General features: G+C 37.6%; 22 protein-coding genes and 1 tRNA gene. 8 read left to right on the forward strand and 15 right to left on the reverse strand.

Annotated features, from left to right (window positions below):
* Positions 1-175: 175 nt before the first annotated feature.
* The 3 genes from ACLFMM_RS02840 to ACLFMM_RS02850 all read right to left on the reverse strand — a co-directional run bounded on the left by ACLFMM_RS02840 (position 176) and on the right by ACLFMM_RS02850 (position 1,165).
* Positions 176-247, reverse strand: a tRNA-Thr gene (locus ACLFMM_RS02840).
* A gap of 74 nt (positions 248-321) precedes the next feature.
* On the reverse strand, positions 322-834 hold the full coding sequence (locus ACLFMM_RS02845; RefSeq protein ID WP_410807204.1) for a chorismate--pyruvate lyase family protein: 513 nt from the start codon (positions 832-834) through the stop codon (positions 322-324).
* 16 nt (positions 835-850) lie between these two features.
* Positions 851-1,165, reverse strand: a complete 315-nt coding sequence (locus tag ACLFMM_RS02850; protein ID WP_410807205.1) for a DUF5611 family protein — start codon at positions 1,163-1,165, stop codon at positions 851-853.
* A 149-nt stretch (positions 1,166-1,314) separates the two neighbouring features.
* Here ACLFMM_RS02850 and ACLFMM_RS02855 point away from each other — a divergent pair, with 149 nt between their 5' ends.
* The 6 genes from ACLFMM_RS02855 to ACLFMM_RS02880 all read left to right on the forward strand — a co-directional run bounded on the left by ACLFMM_RS02855 (position 1,315) and on the right by ACLFMM_RS02880 (position 6,502).
* Entirely contained in the window at positions 1,315-1,749 is a 435-nt protein-coding gene (locus ACLFMM_RS02855) for a flavodoxin domain-containing protein (RefSeq protein WP_410807206.1), read from the forward strand.
* Between the two features lie 162 nt (positions 1,750-1,911).
* Entirely contained in the window at positions 1,912-3,981 is a 2,070-nt protein-coding gene (locus ACLFMM_RS02860) for a histidine kinase dimerization/phosphoacceptor domain -containing protein (RefSeq protein WP_410807207.1), read from the forward strand.
* A gap of 2 nt (positions 3,982-3,983) precedes the next feature.
* Positions 3,984-4,388 carry a response regulator gene (locus ACLFMM_RS02865; RefSeq protein WP_410807208.1) on the forward strand — a complete coding sequence of 135 codons (405 nt, stop codon included), beginning with the start codon at positions 3,984-3,986 and terminating at the stop codon, positions 4,386-4,388.
* A 75-nt stretch (positions 4,389-4,463) separates the two neighbouring features.
* Positions 4,464-5,807, forward strand: a complete 1,344-nt coding sequence (locus ACLFMM_RS02870) for a PAS domain S-box protein (RefSeq protein ID WP_410807209.1) — start codon at positions 4,464-4,466, stop codon at positions 5,805-5,807.
* 20 nt (positions 5,808-5,827) lie between these two features.
* Positions 5,828-6,223, forward strand: coding sequence for a response regulator (locus tag ACLFMM_RS02875; RefSeq protein ID WP_410807210.1), 396 nt, complete (start codon positions 5,828-5,830; stop codon positions 6,221-6,223).
* Positions 6,224-6,394: 171 nt separating this feature from the next.
* Complete coding sequence (locus tag ACLFMM_RS02880) at positions 6,395-6,502, forward strand: hypothetical protein (RefSeq protein ID WP_410807211.1); 108 nt, start codon at positions 6,395-6,397, stop codon at positions 6,500-6,502.
* A 125-nt stretch (positions 6,503-6,627) separates the two neighbouring features.
* Here the strand turns inward: ACLFMM_RS02880 and ACLFMM_RS02885 are convergent, their stop codons facing one another.
* The 8 genes from ACLFMM_RS02885 to ACLFMM_RS02920 all read right to left on the reverse strand — a co-directional run bounded on the left by ACLFMM_RS02885 (position 6,628) and on the right by ACLFMM_RS02920 (position 15,016).
* Complete coding sequence (locus ACLFMM_RS02885) at positions 6,628-8,346, reverse strand: ATP-binding cassette domain-containing protein (protein WP_410807212.1); 1,719 nt, start codon at positions 8,344-8,346, stop codon at positions 6,628-6,630.
* A gap of 83 nt (positions 8,347-8,429) precedes the next feature.
* Positions 8,430-9,176, reverse strand: a complete 747-nt coding sequence (locus ACLFMM_RS02890) for a geranylgeranylglyceryl/heptaprenylglyceryl phosphate synthase (RefSeq protein ID WP_410807213.1) — start codon at positions 9,174-9,176, stop codon at positions 8,430-8,432.
* Positions 9,177-9,184: 8 nt separating this feature from the next.
* A complete protein-coding gene (locus ACLFMM_RS02895) occupies positions 9,185-9,331 on the reverse strand; it encodes a 50S ribosomal protein L40e (protein WP_410807214.1) in 147 nt (48 codons plus the stop codon).
* Between the two features lie 149 nt (positions 9,332-9,480).
* The gene (locus tag ACLFMM_RS02900) at positions 9,481-10,497 is read right to left on the reverse strand and encodes a sodium:calcium antiporter (protein ID WP_410807215.1); all 1,017 of its coding nucleotides are present in this window, start codon (positions 10,495-10,497) and stop codon (positions 9,481-9,483) included.
* Positions 10,498-10,571: 74 nt separating this feature from the next.
* Positions 10,572-11,993 carry an Asp-tRNA(Asn)/Glu-tRNA(Gln) amidotransferase subunit GatB gene (gene gatB, locus ACLFMM_RS02905; protein ID WP_410807216.1) on the reverse strand — a complete coding sequence of 474 codons (1,422 nt, stop codon included), beginning with the start codon at positions 11,991-11,993 and terminating at the stop codon, positions 10,572-10,574.
* Positions 11,993-13,417: an Asp-tRNA(Asn)/Glu-tRNA(Gln) amidotransferase subunit GatA gene (gene gatA, locus ACLFMM_RS02910; RefSeq protein ID WP_410807217.1), complete on the reverse strand. Its 1,425-nt coding sequence runs from the start codon at positions 13,415-13,417 to the stop codon at positions 11,993-11,995. The genes gatB and gatA overlap by 1 nt, the downstream gene beginning before the upstream one ends.
* Positions 13,418-13,432: 15 nt before the next feature.
* A complete protein-coding gene (gene gatC, locus ACLFMM_RS02915; protein WP_410807218.1) occupies positions 13,433-13,714 on the reverse strand; it encodes an Asp-tRNA(Asn)/Glu-tRNA(Gln) amidotransferase subunit GatC in 282 nt (93 codons plus the stop codon).
* A gap of 141 nt (positions 13,715-13,855) precedes the next feature.
* Complete coding sequence (locus ACLFMM_RS02920) at positions 13,856-15,016, reverse strand: Coenzyme F420 hydrogenase/dehydrogenase, beta subunit C-terminal domain (RefSeq protein WP_410807236.1); 1,161 nt, start codon at positions 15,014-15,016, stop codon at positions 13,856-13,858.
* A gap of 157 nt (positions 15,017-15,173) precedes the next feature.
* Between ACLFMM_RS02920 and ACLFMM_RS02925 the strand changes: the two genes are divergently transcribed.
* Positions 15,174-16,151 carry a radical SAM protein gene (locus ACLFMM_RS02925; RefSeq protein WP_410807219.1) on the forward strand — a complete coding sequence of 326 codons (978 nt, stop codon included), beginning with the start codon at positions 15,174-15,176 and terminating at the stop codon, positions 16,149-16,151.
* A 119-nt stretch (positions 16,152-16,270) separates the two neighbouring features.
* Here ACLFMM_RS02925 and ACLFMM_RS02930 read toward each other — a convergent pair whose 3' ends face one another.
* The 4 genes from ACLFMM_RS02930 to ACLFMM_RS02945 all read right to left on the reverse strand — a co-directional run bounded on the left by ACLFMM_RS02930 (position 16,271) and on the right by ACLFMM_RS02945 (position 20,661).
* Positions 16,271-16,501: a hypothetical protein gene (locus tag ACLFMM_RS02930; RefSeq protein ID WP_410807220.1), complete on the reverse strand. Its 231-nt coding sequence runs from the start codon at positions 16,499-16,501 to the stop codon at positions 16,271-16,273.
* 15 nt (positions 16,502-16,516) lie between these two features.
* On the reverse strand, positions 16,517-19,330 hold the full coding sequence (locus tag ACLFMM_RS02935) for a heavy metal translocating P-type ATPase (protein WP_410807221.1): 2,814 nt from the start codon (positions 19,328-19,330) through the stop codon (positions 16,517-16,519).
* A gap of 23 nt (positions 19,331-19,353) precedes the next feature.
* The gene (locus ACLFMM_RS02940; protein WP_410807222.1) at positions 19,354-19,563 is read right to left on the reverse strand and encodes a heavy-metal-associated domain-containing protein; all 210 of its coding nucleotides are present in this window, start codon (positions 19,561-19,563) and stop codon (positions 19,354-19,356) included.
* A 75-nt stretch (positions 19,564-19,638) separates the two neighbouring features.
* On the reverse strand, positions 19,639-20,661 hold the full coding sequence (locus ACLFMM_RS02945) for a restriction endonuclease (protein WP_410807223.1): 1,023 nt from the start codon (positions 20,659-20,661) through the stop codon (positions 19,639-19,641).
* A 216-nt stretch (positions 20,662-20,877) separates the two neighbouring features.
* On the opposite strand from ACLFMM_RS02945, the gene trxA reads away from it, so the two are divergent.
* Entirely contained in the window at positions 20,878-21,279 is a 402-nt protein-coding gene (gene trxA / locus ACLFMM_RS02950) for a thioredoxin (RefSeq protein ID WP_410807224.1), read from the forward strand.
* Positions 21,280-21,285 lie beyond the last annotated feature (6 nt).

Consider the following 21,285-nt stretch of genomic DNA (forward strand, 5'->3'; position numbering starts at 1 on the left):
GATAAAATAAATTAATATTATCGAATTGTTGGACAAGCTCTAAATCCGTGGGAGTATGTCAGAAAGTTTATGCATTTATTATATGGTTTGAAAATTAATTACCAACTTTTTTTTATATAAATAACTCTGTAATTGTAAACTATAAAGCATAAACTTTGAACCAAAAAAATCGGTAAGCCTCGGGCGGGGATCGAACCCGCGACCTCGTCCTTACCAAGGACGCGCTACACCACTAAGCCACCGAGGCGCTTTCATCATAACGACGTATTCCACCCAAATATCAGGTATCTATTATTAAATTTTTGGTTGAAATGTTTGCCTTTATAAATACCATCTCTCATCAACCGGAAATAATTCATTAATCCACATGAGTACATGGTTGTGGTGTATGATTTTATATGACCTTGAAAGCACCTGATTACAGTCGAAAAATTCATAGTTATTTATAATTTCAAGATTCTCAAAATCACGTCGGGTTTCTATATCATGGTTTCTGAGAATTTTACCAATCGGTATATCAGCGCGCATCATGTCCTGTTTTACTTCGAGAGGCATTCTTTTTATAGGCGATAATGAGCGCGCATAAATATAGGGTTTGTTTCCTGCAACCAGTTTAACTACACGATAATTGATGTCATCTCCGATATTGGTATCGAAAAGGGAAGCAGTATCTTTGTTTGCAGGTATTAGATACTGTTCCTGGGTTATAACAGATACTTCCATTTTCGTCATTATTTCAAGCAGGAAGGTAATCGACCCATCAGTTCCTGCACATACCCGCAGACAGGTGGGAATATCGAGAGTTTTGAGTTTATCAAGAAATTCGGTTATCAAGCATCACACCAGCAATTTAGTCCTGAACTTCCTTTTTAGCCATTTTCACACGTTCCTTGGCAGTATATCCGGTTGCTTGATATAAGAAATCCCTGAACCTTTTATTTGTGTCAAGTATCAATTCATCATCAAGCTCGGATTCATCAGCTGATTCGGTGTCAACTGCCATCTTTTTTCCTTCCATCCATACCTCAATTTTTGTTAGAGCTCCATATGAGGTAACAAATTTGTCATCTTCACACTTTATCTCAGTGGGGAAACAGTCATCAAGTATCGAATAGATTCGGCCGCTGTCTGGTTTATATCCTCGTTTTAATTTGTACACCTGCATATTATCACCAAATACAATATAATTCTACCAATTAAATTTTCCTTTTTATATAATTACTGCGATATGATTGGTTTATATATACTGGAATAATATTAAATAATTTAAACTCGAAATATTAACAGCTCTAAATCAATAAAGTGGGGGATAATATGGCAAAACTTGTAGTAGTTTATTTAAGTACCCAGGGTAATACCAAAATTATGGCAGAAGCAATAGCTAACGGTGCCAGGTCTAGACATATAGATGTAGATGTTAACAGTTTCTATGACACAACAGCCGATAAGGTGGCAACTGTGGACGCAATTGCTATAGGGTCATCAACTTTTTTCTATGGGATGCTTGCACCCATTGAAAAATTTGTGGATGAGCTTGTTCAAAAAGATGTAAGTGGGAAAGTAGGGGCGGCATTTGGTTCCTATGGATGGAGTGGTGAAGCTCCTCATATGATTGCGGATAAGATGCGAAAAGCTGGTATGGATGTTATAGACCCTGTATTAAGAATACAGCACAGACCAAATGAAAAAGACATTTCTGAGTGTGAACGTCTTGGTAAAGACCTGGCTGAAAAAATCAGACATCATTGATTATGTGATTTACCTTTCTCTTTTATATGCGAATTAAATTATTTATTTTAACAGTTACATAGAAACAATTATATTATTCCATTTCACATTCATTAAATTAAAAAATATCTGATGTTCTACCTAGCGTCCGGTTTGAAAAACGTATAACCCGGTGTTAACATAATGAAATGGGACAAAGTATCTTTAAAAGTAAAACTGCTTATTTATATTTTACTGGGTGTTTCAGTGATTTTGGTAGCTTCTACAGCAGTTACCATTAGCACTACAACTTCACAACAGGAAGAGCTTGCCTATCAGCAATCAATTGAAACGGCAAAAAGCTATGCTAATGATTTTAATTCGGATATGAAGGAACATAAAGCTGTTGGAGAGGACATAACTGACATGATGTCTGCATATGAATCTTCCAATAGAAGTGAAGTAAATAATATGTTAAAACATTTACTTGTAAAAAATTCCAATCTTATAGGGGTATTTGTTGGTTATGAACCTAATGCTTTTGATAATAAAGATGAACAATATGTTAACACCAAATACCATGACTCTACTGGGAGATTTATACCTTACTGGAACAGAATAGGAGGAGAGGTACATTGTGAAGCTCTGGTGGATTATGAAACTTCAGATTACTATCAGTTACCAAAAAAACTGGAAAGAACAGTAGTTACTGAACCATATTTGTATCAGGGAGAACTTATCGTAAGCTATGTATCCCCTATAATGAAGGATGGCAATTTTGAGGGTATAGGTGGAGTGGATGTATCACTTGAGAACATCGATAAAATCATAAGCCAGGTTGAAATATTTAACACCGGGTATGCCTTTATGACAAGTAATACAGGTATACTACTGTCCCATCCTGAAAGAAAGCAGTGGATCGGAAAAAAAACATTGGATGATTTTAATGACCCTGAAATATCTCAAATGGCGGATGACATAAGGTCCGGTAAGAGCGGGCATATAGAAACTGTTGACCCGAGTACAGGGAAAAATGTAGTAATGTTCTATGAGAGAATTGAGACTGGAAATTATTCATTTGTTCTTGTTGTTCCCAAGGATGAAATGCTTGCTGGTGTAGCATCATTAAGAGATGAATTGATAATTATATCTATAGTATCATTGATTTTCATGGGTGGTGTGGCTTACCTGATCGCGTTATCCATTACACGACCTATAAACGATATTGTCAAAGACTTTAAAAGAATTACCGATGATGCTATTAACGGTAAACTGGACACGAGAGCCAATACACGGGTACAAAAAGATTTTAAAGAAATACCACAAGGTCTTAATAAAATCCTGGATACTGTACTGCTTCCCATTCAGGAGACCATGCGTGTGGCTAACTCGCTTGCAAAAGGACAACTAAAAACCCGATTCAAATTAGATGTTAAAGGCGATTTTAAACAACTTGGTGATACATTGGATCACTTTTCAGAATCATTGGATAATATCATTGATGATTCCAATACAGTACTAACAGCAATCCAGAATGAAGACTTCACCCGCAAAGTACAGGTACATGGGGATGGTGATTTTACAATACTGACCAATGGTATAGAAAATGCACGCAAGGCAATGTATGAATTTACAACTGAACGTAAACAGGCTGAAGAAATCCGTAAAAAGGAGATACATCACAGGGTAAAAAATAATCTGCAGGTGATTTCCAGTTTACTGAATCTGGAATCAGATAATTTTGATGATCCAGAGGTGGTTGAAGCTTTCAGAGATAGTCAGAACCGTGTCAGGTCAATGGCACTTGCCCATGAGGAACTTTATCAGTCAAAGGACATAGCAAGCATTGATTTTCCTGATTATGTAGCTAATCTGACCAATTATCTTGCCCAGACCTATAACGGTGTAACCAAAAATCTAAAGATAAATTCAAATATCGACAAAATATCTTTAAATATGGATACAGCTATACCTTTGGGGATAATTATCAATGAACTGGTATCCAATTCTTTAAAACATGCATTTACAGAAAAAGAGTCCGGTGAAATCAACATTTACATGTACAAATCTGAGGATGATAATTATAAATTGATTATTAATGATAATGGTAGGGGAATTCCTGACAATCTGGATATCAGAGAAACCGATTCACTGGGACTTCAGCTTGTAAATACACTGGTAGACCAGATTTATGGGACAATTGAACTTGACAGAACTCAGGGAACAGAATTTATAATAACGTTTAAAGAATTAAAATATAAAATTAAGGTGTAAAAATGAAAAGCCCGAAAATTCTGGTTGTTGAAGATGAAAATATAGTAGCACTGGATATTAAAAATCGGCTAAATAAATTGGGGTATTCTGTTCCAAGTATTGCTTCAACAGGTGAAGAAGCTGTTCAAAAAGCAGAAATAACATTTTCAGACCTTGTATTGATGGATATTATGTTAAAAGGTGACATGGACGGTATAGAGGCAGCTGAAAAAATACGAGAGTTATATGATATACCTGTAATCTATCTTACAGCCTATGCAGATGATAAAATACTGGAACGTGCAAAATTAACCCAGCCATACGGCTATATATCAAAACCTTTCAAGGAAAAAGACCTTCGAACTAATATAGAAATGGCTCTACATAAACATAAAATGGAAAAAGATAAACTGGGAAAAAATAAATAAAGGAAATTTTATAGAACATTCAATTAAAACACAAACGTGTTTGACCTGTAATAAATAAAAATTGTTGGTAGCAAAATGCAACAATTGGAAAAAATTGATTTAGAATCCGTAATACATAATAGTCCTATTATTGTTTTTCTCTGGAGAGCAAATAATAAATGGCCTGTTGAATTTGTATCAGACAGCATCACCCAGTTTGGATACAATCCTGATGATTTTACCTCAGGTCGGTATGTTTATGGTGATATTATACATCCTGAAGACCTGGAATCTGTACGCAGGAAACTTTCTAGGTATGTAGAGTCAGGATACAAGCAGTTCATCCAGGAATATCGAATATGTACCAGAACAGGAGACATACGCTGGGTTACTGAAAGAACCTTTATTATACAGAATGATACAGGAGAAGTTACTCATTACCAGGGTATTATTGTTGACATAACTGAACGCAAAGAAACTGAAAAAGCTCTCCAGGAATCCGAAAAAAAGTTCAGGTTACTGTTCAACAATACCAATGATGCGATATTTATTTGTGATTTAGATGGTTGTTTTGTTGAAGTCAATCAGTCTGCATGTGAACATCTGGGATACTGCAGAGATGAATTATTACAGATGAATATTAGTGATATACATCCTCCTGATACCAAATCGGACCTAGATAAAATTAAAGAATTGAAGGAAAAAAAGCATTCTATTTTTGAAACAACTCATGTACACAAAAGCGGTAGAGTTGTTCCTATTGAATTAAGTGTACAGTGTATTGATTATCAGGGAGAACCTGCTTTTATTGCAGTTACCAGAAACATCGCAAAACGAAAAGAAGCAGAAATAACAAGAGAAAAAGAGATACATCACCGAGTCAAGAATAACCTGCAAGTTATTTCCAGTTTACTCAATCTGGAAGCAGGAAATTTTGAAAACGATGATTTGATTGAAGCGTTTAAAAACAGTCAAAATCGTGTCAGGTCTATGGCGCTGGCTCATGAAAAATTATATCAATCAAAGGATTTAAAAACTATTAATTTTGCTGAATATGTTAAAAATCTGGTAACTCAACTCTTCCAGTCATATCTTGTAGATGTTGAAAGCATCAATCTCAATTTTGATATGGCTGAACTCTACTTGAATATGGATACTGCTATACCACTTGGAATTGTTGTCAATGAATTGGTGTCTAATTCTTTAAAGCATGCATTTTCAGAAAATGAAAAAGGGGAAATATTTATCAGGTTCTATCAGGATGAAGACGAAACTTACAAATTGGTTATCTGTGATAATGGTAAGGGGATTCCTGAGAATCTGGATATTAGGAAAACCGATTCATTGGGTCTGCAGCTTGTAAATGCACTGATAGAACAAGTCGATGGAATAATTGAGATTAATAGCGGTCAGGGGACAAAATTCATAATTATATTTTAAAGCGGATTACTGGTGTAAAAATGGAAAATCCGAAAATACTGGTTGTAGAAGATGAAAATTCAGTCGCATTAGATATTAAAAACCGATTAACAAAATTGGGATATTCTGTTACAGACGTGACATCTACAGGTGAGGATGCTATTAAAAAAGCAGAAGAAAATAAACCTGATTTGGTTCTAGTTGACATTATATTAAAGGGCGAAATAGATGGAATAGAAGCAGCAAGACATATACATGATAATCTTGATATACCCATAGTTTATCTTACAGCCTATGCAGATGATGATTTAATTGAGCGTGCCAAACATACAAAGCCCTATGGTTATATTTTGAAACCTTTCCAGAATAAAGATTTGCGTTCAAATATTGAAATAGCTCTCTACAATAATAACGTTGCACAAAATTGCAACGACTAATTCTACTAATTTAATATCTGAAAATAATCAATCAAATAAGGTATGAATAATATTAAATTATAAAAATATTATATATTGTAATTGATAACCAAAATTACAATATAAACCCTTTCGAACGAGGGGTAGGGTAGAGCCTGTGGACTTGTTTCCATTCATCTTTACAAGCAGAATTTGAAATTCTCAGAATTTATTACAAGAGGGTTAAATTCAGTAAAAACTGAATTTAATCTGGTTTTTGCTGCTGCTAACCTAAGGAAAATAGGGGTGAATTCTGAATAATACAAATGATTGATTGAAAATCAATCATTTTATTGTAGAATAACAAAAATTCTGCAAAATAGCATGGTATGTATTATTGCTTAACTAATTATTGTCGGACAACCTGTTCAGTCGTGGGAGAGTAGTCAGTTTGCCAAGTCTTCAATTGTTTGGTTGAGATATACAGCATTGCTCAGACCGATAAAATACTGACATACTTCATCAGGTTTGCCGTCCATCTCTATTTTACCGTTGTCAATCAGTACAGCTCTATGAGCAACCTCTTTTACAAAATCCATATGATGGCTTACAAGAACTATTGTTGTTCCAAAGTTTTTATTGATTGACTTCAATGAGTTGGTTACGTCCCTTAAAGTTATAGGGTCAAGGTCCCCAAATGGTTCGTCCAGCATTAGAATTTCAGGTGAAGTTGACATTGCAAGTGCTATAAAAGCTCTGACATGTTCACCACCACTCAGCTGGTTGGTTGTTTTGTCAAGTACTTCTATTGGAAGGTCAAGTGCACTGAAAACTTCTCTGGCATATTTTTCAACATTCTCCTGATTTACTTCTGGGAATAATTCGCAGTAAATATTCTCTGAAATACCGAGTTTTTGTAAAATATCTGATTTTTCGTCTTCTGACATATCAGGTAATTTATAAATGATATCAAGCAGCTCGTCTGAAATTCCAAACTCATGAGCTTTTTTTCTTGCATGCTCAATGGCGCCTTCTTTTTTGATCCTGAGTTTAAATGCTATTTGTTCACGTACAGTAGAATGGGGTGACAGAGTAAACTCCTGATGCATCATACTGATTTTGCGGCGAAGTTCCATTCTTTGTAAACTGAAATGGGAGATGTCTACCCAATCATCATTATGGAGATAACATATTCTGCCGTTGTTTGGTTCATGCAGACCTTCTATCAGTTTTAGGAGTGTAGTTTTACCTGCACCTGAAGAACCTATAAATGCTGTGATATCCCTTTTATTGATATCAAGGGATAAATCCCTGATATTAAGTACTTCTCCAACACGTATCAATGCAAAGCGCTTTGAGATATTCTGTACTTTTATACAGGGTTCTTTGTTATTAATTTCTAAAAGATTAACACTTGGGGGCAGTTTTTGAAGGAAATTTTTGAGTACCTTTTCAGGTTCATCTTCATCAATAATTTCCTGGTTTTCTAGGTATATAACCCTGTCCGAGAGGTACATATGTATTTCTGGAAGGTGTGATATCACTATTATAGGAATGTTCAGGCGTTTTTTAAGATATTTAATTATATCAAGTATTTCCTGTTTTGTATCAGGACCGGTCATTGTAACTGGTTCGTCAAGTAGCAAAACCCGGGGTTTTGCCGCTAGTTGCCGGGCAAGTATTAGCCTCTGTTTTTCACCGCCGCTCAAAAAATTCGCTGAATGCAGAGCTTTTTTTTCAAGACCAACGAGTTTCAGATAGGTTAGAGCAGTTTTGTACAGTTCTTCATAATAGGGTGATTCGGTTGATGGAAGCGATTCATCACCTGAATATAAAAAGTTTAATTTCCTGATAATATTTTCAATTGCAGGTCCAGCCCACAATCCAAAAGAACGCTGCAAGTGGATTGCTGTATTAAGGTTCAAAAACCTAATACCTTCATAACCGGATTCAGGGGTTACGATATCCCCGTTAAGTTCAATCATACCACTGTCAAATTTTTCCACACCACGTATTATCTTCAGTAATGTTGTCTTTCCGCTGCCGCTTCTTCCGGTGATTCCAAGAATCTCACCATTTTCAACTGTAAAACTGACACCATCAAGAACACGTATTTTTTCGCTACCTATTTGATAATCTTTAACAACATTACTCAGTTTCAGCATGAACAAACCTCTACTAATAATTCATAAAAAGTAAAATCCAAGGGCAATCAAGTGCAAACAAGCAATATAGAAAAATGGATGTATCATCTGTTTTTAACAGCTGATACAATCTCTTCAATTTTGGCGGTGACATCAGAAGTTTCTTCTACCACTGTTCCGGTTACAATCATGTCAGCACCAGCCATAACACATTTTTTTGCTGTCTCTGGGTCACGTATCCCTCCACCTATTAACAGTTTATTATTACCCAGAACTTTTTTAACAGTTTTTATCATTTCTGGAGGCGCTGGTCCATCTGCTCCGGAACCGGTTTCAAGATAGGTATAATGCATTCCCAGATACTTACCAGCCAATGAATATGAAACTGCTATTTCCGGTTTATTTTTGGGTATTAATTTTGCATCCCCTACCCATCCCACAGTACCCCCTGGTTCTATTATCAAATAAGCCATAGAAATGGCTTCTATACCAAATTTATAAACCATTGGAGCACCCATCGCCTGGTTTGTAGTAATATAATTTATATCCCTAGAGTTAAGCAGGCTCATAAAGAATATAGCATCAGAATAAGCACTCACACCACCAGCATTGGCAGGAAAAAGTATAGTAGGGATACCGGTACGTTCTTTAATCTTTAACAGGGTCTGGTCCAAAAGAGCACCACCTGCCTCAGTTGAACCACCTATCATAATTGCATCAGTACCACCATTAGCTGCCGCAAGTGCTATTTCTGCAGCCTCATCAGGTGATTGAGATGCAGGGTCTATAAGTGTTAAGTGAACTGTACCTTGATTTTCTGATATCTCATTAAGGTACTTTTCCACTTGCATTGGTCAAATCAGCCTCTTGTGTCCTTGGATTTGCCACGTAGGTGCTTATAGCCGCATTTTCTGCAACGTGGTGCTTTCAGAGCATTTCTTGCATTGCAACTCATGCATATTGTTTTATTGAGTATCCTGTTTTCAGCTTCTGGGAATCTTGCCATTGTTTTCACCTAATATTTAATGATTGAATTTGATAATCAGTTATACGGGTAGCTACATTTATTTTTAAGCATATAATTGTTTTGGAATGATTTTAACAATTTCACGATTATGTATCTAAACTCATCGAATTATCACTCTTTATAAAAAATTAACTAATATACATCACAATATAGCCTCCCACAAACAGCAGTATTATGAGAAAACTTTCCCAGCCTATGTTACCAATACCATTTTTTTCCCTGTCCAATAGACCCATTATCAAAACAGATGTAATAAGCAGTGTCAATACGATGATGAATACCTGAGAATAACTCAGTGCATGGTAAATAGACCCCTGAAGATATGCAAAATCAGAAAAAGCAACAAACAACACATCAAAACTGTTACCACCGATGATATTGCTCACTGCAAGTGTTAGTGCACCGTAGCGTACCGCAGAAACAGTGACTATCAGTTCAGGCAGTGATGTAGAAACAGCGGTAAACAGGCTTCCCACGAAACTTTCCGATAATCCGGTTTCCTGTGCTATAACAATACCTGATTCTGCTACCATATAACCAGAAATAGCCACAGAAACAGCCAGTATTAAAAATCGAATGGATAGTGTTTTAAGGTTTATTTTTTCTGTTTCAGTGTGTTTAGGTATATCTTCAATTGTTTCAGGTGTTTTTCGAGGTTTCCACATGGGAACGTTTCTAGATTTTGATACCAGTCGTAACCCCAGTACATAAATAAGGATAAGGACTAGGGATGCGGGATGAAAATCCAAAATTCCTATATTAGGAGCCACCATAACTAGAAGTATAAACGATAACATGATAACAAGCAACATACCCTGCATCAAATTTTCATACGATGCAGATGCATGTTCAAGGTTAGCTTTCCGGTAAGTGATATCAACAATCGCCAGAAATGATGTCTGGGCTACGATTCCGCCCATGGCATTGCTTATCGCCAGTTCCGGATAATTTTGAAACGCGGCTGTTACTGATGTGATTATCCCTGCCATTGAAGTCGTAGCACCCAGAAACATCGCACCTAGCAGTACTTCACCCAGACCAGTGATGTCTGCAAACTGGTCAGCAGTACGGCTTAAATATGTCCCTGCCACTCCAATGACTGCTGTAAAACCAAGGAAAATAATAATTGCAGAAAGTAACTCCATTGTTAGAAATATTACCAATTTGATATTAAAAATTAAATGTTTCAGGACTGAAAAATCAGCCCATATAACCAACCTTAACTGCTTAATTCATCAACAAGTAATTCTCTGACTTCTTTGGCATCTGCACGTCCACGGGTCTTTTTCATAACCTGGCCTACAAGATAGTTCAGGGATTTTTCCTTGCCGGCCAAATAGTCATTTACTGCCTGTTCATTCTCTTGGATAGTTTCAGTAACTGCCTTGCTGACAACATCCTCTTCAACTTTAAGAAGTCCTTTTTCTTTGACGATATCATCAGGTTTGCCACCATAGTCCAAGATATGCCGGATGACCTCTACTGCACTTTTTTCTGTTATTTTGTTGTTTACTACCATCTGGATAATATATGCCATGTCTTCCACATCAAAAGCGTCTACTGTAAGTTCGCGGTAATTCAACTCTCCTTTTAAAACATCAGCAACCCATGAAGCAGAGGTTTTTGGTTCAACATCCTTTGCCACTTCTTCAAAGAAATTGGCAACGTTTATATCAGATGTCAGGGCTTTTGCATGCATTTCTGTTATATCATACTGAGATATAAAACGCTCCCTTTTTGCGTCTGGAAGTTCAGGAAGTAACTGCATAACTTCCGATACTCTGTCTGCAACCCGAAGCGGGGTCAGGTCTGGTTCAGGGAAGTAGCGGTAGTCATGTTCGGCTTCCTTTGATCGAAGTCCTACTGTAACGCCTTTTTCTTCATCGAAATGACGGGTTTCCATTGTCACCTCACCCCCACGGCGCATGATATTCTTCTGGCGCATTATTTCATACAGCAAGGCCCTTTCTGCACCTTTATGGGATGAGATGTTCTTAACTTCCGCCCTTGAGCCGCCCTGAAGGGAGATGTTTGCATCCACCCTCATTGCACCTTCAAGATTGCTATTAAATACGTCCAGATACTCAAGAATATTTCTTAACTTGTCCAGAAATCTGCGTGCTTCCTTAGGGCTTCGTATATCCGGCTCGGTAACGATCTCAAGAAGTGCCATACCTGAACGATTATAATCAATCAGTGTACCCTTGGACTTTTCAATGGTACCGATATGCATCATACGCCCGGGGTCTTCTTCCATGTGGGCACGTTTTATCCTGACCACATGTTCCCCTTCATCACTTTCTATGGTAATTTTGCCATCGCTTGCGATAGGGTAATCGTACTGGGTTATCTGGAACCCTTTTGGGAGGTCTGGGTAGAAATAGTTCTTTCTGTGGAACTGGGTTTGCTCAACGATATCACAGTTTAATGCCAGTCCGACTTTCATGGATGATTCCACTGCCTTTTCATTGGTTACAGGAAGAGCACCCGGAAGTCCAAGACAGACAGGACAGGTGTTGCTGTTGGGTTCTGCATTATGATAATCCGTTGAACAGCCACAGAACATCTTACTGTATAGTTTATTCAACTGGACATGAATCTCAAGTCCTATAACAACTCCATCAGGGTTTTCTTCTGCCATTATTCCACCTCACCGGGACGTTTATTATAAGCAGTATTCTGCTCAAAGCTATACGCCGTCCTTATTATTGTAGGTTCGTCGAAATGTTTACCGATTATCTGAAGTCCAACTGGCAACCCGTCTACAAATCCACAGGGTACTGATATCGATGGAACACCTGCTAGATTTACAGGAACAGTATTTATATCAGCAAGATAGAGTGATAATGGGTCTTTTATTTTTTCACCGAATTTAAAGGCAGTTGTGGGCATGGTTGGTGTCACCAAAACATCCACATTTGACAGTGCTTTTTCAAAATCCTGCTTGACAAGGGTTCGTACCTTGAGCGCTTTAAGATAATATTTGTTATAATAACCTGCAGAAAGTGCATAAGTACCAAGCAAAACCCTTCGCTGGACTTCTGTTCCAAACCCTTCTGCACGGGTTCTGGATGCCATCACATGCCAGTTATCACCATCTACCTGGTATCCATATCTGGTACCATCAAACCGTGCAAGGTTAGATGATGCTTCACTCATGGCGATAATGTAATAAGCTGAAAGTGCATAGCTGGTATTCGGCATTGATACCTTTTCCCAGTTAGCACCCATATCTTCGAATTTATAAATTGCATCCCATACCGATTTTTCAACTTCCGAATCGATTCCTTCTCCGAAATATTCCTCGGGCACACCGATTTTTAAACCATTAACATCATTTTTTAACGCATTCTGGTAATTTATTTCCCGGTGTACTGATGTACTGTCCCTAGAATCATATCCACCTATCACGTCCATCAGAATTGCTATGTCACTAACATTGTTTGCCAAAGGACCAATTTGTTCAAGGGAATTGGCATAGGATATCAGTCCGTACCTAGAAACTGATCCATATGTAGGTTTCAGCCCAACAACTCCGCAGTAGGACGCAGGACACCGTACTGAACCACCGGTATCAGAACCCAGTGAAATCGGTGCTTCATCTGACGCCACAACTGCAGCACTTCCACCGGATGAACCTCCTGGTACTCTATCATCATCCCATGGGTTCAATGTAGGACCATAACAGCTGGTTTCAGTTGATGTACCCATTGCGAACTCGTCCATATTCGTCTTACCCAGTACAACAGCACCTTCACTTTTTAGACGCTCAACAACATGTGCATCATATGGTGGAGTGTATCCCTCAAGAATTTTAGAACAGCAGGTAGTAGAGATTCCTTTAGTGGAAATATTATCCTTGAGAGCAACAGGTACGCCGGCAAGGATCCCCACATGTCCTTTTGCATCAATTTCTCTTGCTTTTTCAATTGCCCCATTATAAACGGTTGCATACCCGTTCAATTTGCTTCTGTCAATTGTTTTCAGGTAAGAATTAAGAACCTCTTCAGAAGATGATTCAGCAATTTTATCCTTAATTTTTGATATACTCATTGGCTCGCCCATTCTGAGTACCTCACATTAGATTATCCTGTAGGATTTGAAATAACCCTCTTTTGAGCTTGAAGTGTTTGCAAGCGCTTCATCCTTTGTTAGTGTTTCTCTGGCAACATCTTCCCGGAACACATTAACAAGGTCTATTACATGGTAGGTGGGTGATACATTTTCAGTATTAACTTCATCAAGCTGTTCAAAATGGTTCAATACCTCACTAAGCTGAGAAGCATATTCACTGGCATCGTTTTCATCAATTTCGATGCGTGCAAGCCATCCCACATGTTCTACATCTTCTTTTGTTATCATATAATACCTCGAAAACTGGAATAAAATAGTTGAAATAAACAGATTTCATTTAATATAACCTAATAAAAATAAGTACCTAATATTAATTCCTTATGGATTTATGGCAAAATTGGATAAAAAAATAAAATCAAAAAGGGACCATCAGACATTCTGACGGCGGATAAGTGAATACATCTGTACTTTTTTCAGTTTTGCAAGATTCAACAGTGGTTGCATTTCCTTCTGGGTTAATTGCCTAGCTTTAATATAACCTCTATCAACTGCCTCGTTGAAAATTTCATAACCCATACCTGAGCGTGCAATAACTGTAGTACATCCATCAGGAGAGCCTATACCCCCAAAGGATATATCTGAATTTTCTGATGCAAGGTCTGTGCAGAACCGGCATGAACTGCTCCTGTAGCTGTCAAATTTACTGAGATCATAACTTCTGACTTCATCACCCATATAGAATTCAAACTTTCCCTTACGGATTTTCATTGAATCGATGTCTTCCAGGCGCATATCATGGTTTTCAACAAATTCCTTTATTCCCTCATAATAAAAAGTATCCATGCATAAGAGCCCGAGTTTTAATATATTGGCACGCATAAACATATGTAAAAAACCATAGGGACTTTTTTGCATCTTGGTCACAGCATCAATATTACAGCTAGTACCCACAAAAGCGATGCTTCGCATACCTTCCTGTATCGCCCCCATAAGAGCTTCCATGGTCATACTGTGTACGTATTTACTCCCTCTGGCTTTCACGAGTTCTTCATAACTTGTTGCAACAATTGGCACCGGTTTCCAGGGTTCCTTATCCGAGGTAGTGGTTACTATGGCACAGTCAATTAACCCTTCATCAAGAGCATAAGCCAGCATGGATGTTACTACTGCACCATCCTGTCCTTCCAGTCCTTTAATCGCAGTCTTGGCTGCATAAGGAAACCGGATACACCCAATAAGACCTTCTTCTGTAGTGATTGTCCTTGGACACTGGTTATAACACACTCCGCATGCGGTACATTTACCCTTCAACTTTGGCTGTTCATCTTCGATGACTATGGATTCACAGGTTGCTGCACATGCACCGCATAAAGTACAGATTCCCGGCTTGATGATTTCTTTATTAAGTTTACCAAATGATATTTTTTCTTTATCTTCAAGTGTACGTCTGAGACGTATAACACTATTTTCAAGAGCATCAAACTTGTTTTTACATTCATAGCTACAAAAGTAGTGCTTGTTTCCACTTAATTCAGAAATATATTCAGTTGATTCAGGAACCTCTTTTTTACATATAGGGTCGAAAGGTATTTAGATGCCCCCTGATTACTTAATTAAAAGTATCAGTTTTATCTATAAAACACTGACGTCAAAATAAATACTAGGGATATTTAAAAATACCTCCTGATACTACATAACCTGTTAATAGATTGATAAACAATAATTCCATTTATATCTGGTGAAAAATATGAAACCAGAAACTAAAGCTGAATTAATATCCATTGGCACAGTTGACGTGGATTCTCCACTGCTTGAAAAAATAACGACTCCTACTGCAGGACCTGGAGCTGGAAAAACTGCGCTCTTTTTTAAATCTGGAGGAAAAAGAGTACGGCTTACAGTGGATGAAAAATCACCACTCAAAGCTATAATAGATGACAGCAAGATGGTGATTTATAAAAACGGTGAAGAATTTGTCAGTGGTAAATTTGAAAAAGAATTAATACACTGTCCTGAACAGGCATACATTACAATCAGTGAAAAATGTGTATATGACTGTAAATTCTGCCCGGTACCAAAGCTCAATGGTAGGGTTAAGACGTTTGATGAAGTACTCCAGTATATACATGAAGCATATTCAACAGGTAAGATGAAAGCCATATCCATCACATCAGGTGTGGCGGACACACCGGAAAAAGAAGTTGATAGGTCTGTAGAAATTGTCAGAGCTATTAAAAAATACAATGTACCAATAGGTGTTTCGGTGTATCCGACTACTAATTCTACAAAGCGTTTGAAAGATGCGGGTGCAGACGAGATAAAATATAATGTTGAGACAATGGACCGTGATATATATAAAGAGGTTTGCAGCGGTCAGGATCTGGATATTATACTAAAACATCTGCATGAAGCAGTTGAGATTTTTGGTAGAAACAATGTTTATTCCAATTTCATAATCGGACTTGGGGAATCATACGAAACTGTTGAAAAAGGTATAGAAGAACTTGCATCCATGGGAGTAATACCTATACTCAGAGCAGGTGTCATGCCGTCCCAGAGAGTAGGTGAGATAGAAATTGAAAGACCGTCAGCAAAACAGTTACTTAAGCTCACCCGTGTACTTCGCAGAACACTTGACAGATATGGTCTAAGAGCAGACAAATCCCGGACAATGTGTTTGCCATGTACCGGGTGTGACCTGAACCCACATAAAGATCTTGACTAATATTTTATGGCACAGTTATGTTTATCAGTCTAAACTGATTTATCGTGGGGTTTTTAAAATTGAAAATATCGAACCGTATATATCTGGATTTTTGTTTGACTATGAAAAGAAAACATAGGTCATTTTGTTGTGTACTTTTCTATTATCCCGGGCCAGATTGAAGCTGAAATTATTATCGTAAGCAGGAGTACAAAAAATGCCCCTCCGATGATATCCACTTTTGTATATATCGGTGAACTCCCTATATCATTTTTTAAAAGAGCCAGAAATGCAAATATTCCAGCGGTTACAATCGATGTCACAATACTTGCAATCAGACTGTACTTTCCTTTTGATTTACTGTCGACCATCTAATCCCTGCAATTTTATTTAATATCACTTTTTTTCATTAAAAGCGAATTCGTGGTTACAGATACAGAACTCATTGCCATGAATGCTGCTGCAAGAGCAGGACTTATCAGAATCTGGTGAACAAACGGATATAAAATCCCGGCAGCTATAGGGATACCAACACTGTTATAACCAAGTGCCCAGAAGAGATTCTGTTTTATCTTCCTCATGGTGAGTTTGCTCAGACGTATGGATGCAATCACATCCATGAGATCGTTTTTGATAAGAACAATCTTTGCTGATTCCATCGCAACATCTGTTCCTGCGCCCATGGCGATTCCGATATCTGATTGTGTCAGCGCAGGTGCATCATTGATTCCATCACCCACCATCGCGACAACTCTACCTTCATCCTGAAGCTTTTTGATTTCTGAAGCTTTCTGTTCCGGGAGAACCTCTGAAAGAACCCTGTCCATACCCACCTGTTTTCCTATAGCATCCGCTGTTCTTTTATTATCCCCTGTTATCATTATAGCTTCAAGACCCATTTTATGAACTTTATCAATTGCCTGTTTTGAGTTATCTTTCAGAACATCTGCAACTGCTACAACTCCAGTTGCTTTTTCATCTGATGCAACTAGGATTGCAGTCTTACCATCATTTTCAAGCTTTTTCATTGTTTTGTTGAATTCAGATATCTCAATATTATTATCATCCATCAGCTTTCGTGTACCAAGAAGTATCCTTTTACCTTCAAATACAGCCTCGACACCGTGACCAGGGACGTTTTTAAATTTTTCTGCGGTTCCGGGATTGATACTGCGGGTTTGAGCACCGTTCACAACAGCTTCCCCAAGAGGATGTTCAGAACCTTTTTCTACAGTGGCGGCAATCCTTAAAACTTCATTTTCAGAATAACCACCAGAACTAATAACATCAGTCAGTTCAGGTTTACCTACTGTTAAAGTTCCTGTTTTGTCAAATACAATTGTATCAAGTTTCTGGGCTCTTTCTAATGCTTCACCTGTTTTTATCAAGATACCGTTTTCAGCACCTTTACCTGTGCCTACCATAATAGCGGCAGGTGTTGCAAGACCCACAGCACAGGGACAGGATATGACAAGCACTGTTATGGCTATGAGTAATGAAAACAGGAAGGGACTTGTTATATTACTGAATTGAAGGACATCAAATATCTCATACCCTATTAAAAACCAGACAAGGAATGATGTCAGAGCTATTATATGTACTGCCAGTATAAAGTTACCTGCGACAACATCAGCTATCCTCTGCAACGGCGGTTTTGAGGTCTGGGCGTTTTCTACAAGCTGGATAATTTGTGCAAGTGCGGTTTCAGAACCTACCTTAGTAGCCCTGAATTTTAATGTACCGGATTTGTTGATTGTGGCTCCTATTACAGTATCACCAATATTTTTCTCAACAGGAATACTTTCACCTGTTATCATGGATTCATCAACAGCTGATGAACCGCTGGTAACCTCTCCGTCAACAGGTATTTTTTCACCAGGTTTGACAAGAATAATATGACCTATTTCTACATCTTCAATGGGTACTTCTTTTTCTTTGTCATCTACAATAATTCTTGCAGTTTTAGCCTTCAAGCCCATCAGTTTCCTGATGGCTTCAGAGGTTCTGCCTTTGGTTTTGGATTCCATGTATCGGCCAAACACTATGAAAGTAATAAGCATTGCAGCTGTGTGATAATATGTATGTTCATAACCTGGTCCAAGGTCGATAAATGTCGCAAAAACACTTACTGAATATGCAGCTCCTGTGCCGGTTGCTATGAGAAGGTCCATGTCTGTCACACCATGTTTAAAATCCTCATAGGTACCGGTAAAAAACTGTCTGCCTGGAAACAGCATAACTATAGTTGTCAATAAAAACAGAACAACTTTATTTGCCAGCAACGGTGGTACAAACCAGAGGATATCCGGGAAAGCACTACTCATATCGCCAAAGGATACCGGAAGGACCAGTGCCGCTGCAATAATCAGATTCTTCCGCTGTTGTTTCATCTCGGTTTCCCGGGCTTCACGTTCTCGGTCGGATTCAAATTCTTTCTTTACAGATGACGCAGTATAACCTATACTTTCAACTGCTGATTTCATATCAGCCGCGGATACAAGGGATGAATCATAGACCACATGCGCCTTTTCAAGTGGAAGGTTGACACTAACCGATTCCACACCTTTCAGCTTTTTAAGTGCTTTTTCCACATTTTTTGCACAGGAAGCGCAGGTCATCCCTCCGATTTTAAAATCAGCACTATCCCGTTCTACACCATAACCGATCGAGACAACTGCATCTTTTAGTTCTTTTGAAGATACAGCAGACGAATCATAGGTTACAGAAGCCTTTTCAAGTGCCAGATTTACTGTTGCCGATACTACCCCAGCTTGTTTTTTAAGTATTTTTTCTACATTTTTCGCACAGGATGCACAGGTCATTCCTGTAACCTTGAAATTGGTATTCAGTGTTGACGTAGCATATTGCCCGGTTTCTTCAGCCGGTTTTTTGTTCTCACCTTCATCAATGACAAAATGGCAGGTATCGGATTCTTCTGATTCTTCATCCTCTACAGGACAGGGTTGTGATTTTCCTGTTTCATCCACTTCTCCAACCGGTTCATAACCGGCATTTTTAACAGCCTGTCTGATATCATCAAGACCGATAGTATCAGAATCAAAGGTGACAGTTGCCTGTTCATTCTCAAGGTTGACATCAACTGATTCCACACCATCCAGTTCAGAGATGGCATCTGTTACACTTTTCACACAATGTTTGCATGACATTCCATAGACTTTAATAGTGGTTTCAATTACCATACAGATACCATCCCCGTTTAAAATCAGACCTTTGCCTCATAACCCATGTCTTCAACAGCTGACTTAATTTTATCAAGTTCTGTTTTAGTAGGGTCATACTGTACAGTAGCCTTACCTTCTTCAAGGTTAACTTCTGCTGAAGACACACTATTAACCGAAGTTATTGCTTTTTTCACATTTGCCTGGCAATGGGCACAGCTCATACCTTCGATTTTTATAGTTACTTCTTCCATATTTGTGATTCCTTGTATTATTACGATATTGAGCTATAAATATTTAATTCACGATGTGAACACGGGTTAATTGTATTATACTGTCTTCACAACATCATTGATTGCTTTCTGCCATTCTTGTACATCATAAACCTCAATTTCATATTTATCTACATTGTCTGATGTTACCCATATAACAAGTTTCTGTTTTTTGAACAGTCCTGTATTTGTGACCCCTGAACCCACTACGTTTTTTAAGTAAAATTCCTTTTTCACTTCATTATCAGGATATATATCAATTAAACGTTTACTGGTAAGAACCAGGTAACCAGCTTTTCTGGTTTCAAATTTTAAAAGATATTCTCCTTTTGTGTATTCAGTTTTTAAACTGGAAAACGTTTCAGACAGATTCCTGGTTTTTTTGGGCTGGATGTTAAAAATCTCAATATTACTGTTTTGACCTGCCAAAAGATATAGTTCTCTATTCCCGTCATAAATTCCAACAATGTTATCTACGGCAATCTGTTGATAGATATCTGTCTTCCTTGAGAATATGCCTTGGGTTTTTTTAATTAAATAGATGTTTTTATTTGTTACTGCAACCATTAATTTTTGTCCCTGAACTACCGCAGGTTCATTTGCCAGCACTGATTCATTATTTTTAAGAATCAAACCATCAGCAACAGATGGTTCCTTTGAATTTTCAGGTTCATTGTTTTCTGGTTCTGTTTGAGCATCCGGACAATAGTAATTGAGCATTTCAACAAGTAACCCACCCTCGATAAGTTTTACATTATGTTTTGATGCTTCTTTTTTTGCTTCATCTGTAAATTCATCAGTAGTTACAACTATAACTCCGTCCACATTTCCCTGATACCGTAAACTGCTGTATTCCCGTATTTCCTTAACACTTACTGTTGTTGAATAACGTTTTGCCTGAACAAGCCATCTGTGCGACAATCCGAATTTTTCCAGTTTCAGTACAACATCCACTCCATCATCTCTGGACTGGTTTGTAACTTCTGGTTTGTAACCCATATTTTTAAAAAGATAAGCTACGAGTTTTTCAAAATTATAGGGGTCGATTTTTAAAAGATGTTCTATTGACCAATGTGACATATGGATCAGTTTTTGTTTTTATATTTATAGAAATAATTTACTTGTCTGTTTAATATTTAACGGTTTTGTAAGGTTATTAAAAAACCATGCAAATCTTTAAATATTTTCGGTTATCTATTCATATATTCGCTAGCATTTCAATAATATAATTTAATTAAATAAATACATTAATATATACAGCAAAATTCCAATCAAAAACAGACATCGGTGATATCTATGGATGAAACAGAGGAACTGGAAGAGATAAGGAAAAAAAAGATTAAAGAAATACAAAAGTCAATGGAAAGGCGTTCATATCCAGCAAAACCCTTTGATGTAACAGATTCCACAATAGATGATACTATTTCAAAATATCCACTGGTAGTAATTGATTGCTGGGCTGACTGGTGTGGACCATGTAAAAAAATAGCCCCTATAGTAGAGGAACTTGCCGCTGAATATCAGGGTAAAGCAGTTTTTGCAAAACTTGATGTGGATAACAATCAGGAATCAGCTAGGAAGTTTGGGATTTCGAGCATACCTACACTGCTCATTTTCAAAAACAAGATTCTTGTAGATTACATAGTAGGTGCAGTATCGGAACAGGATATAATCAATAAATTGCAGCCTTATATGTGAGTTGAT

The sequence above is a fragment of the Methanohalobium sp. genome, assembly GCF_046546175.1.
In the GTDB taxonomy this organism is placed as follows: Archaea; Halobacteriota; Methanosarcinia; order Methanosarcinales; family Methanosarcinaceae; genus Methanohalobium.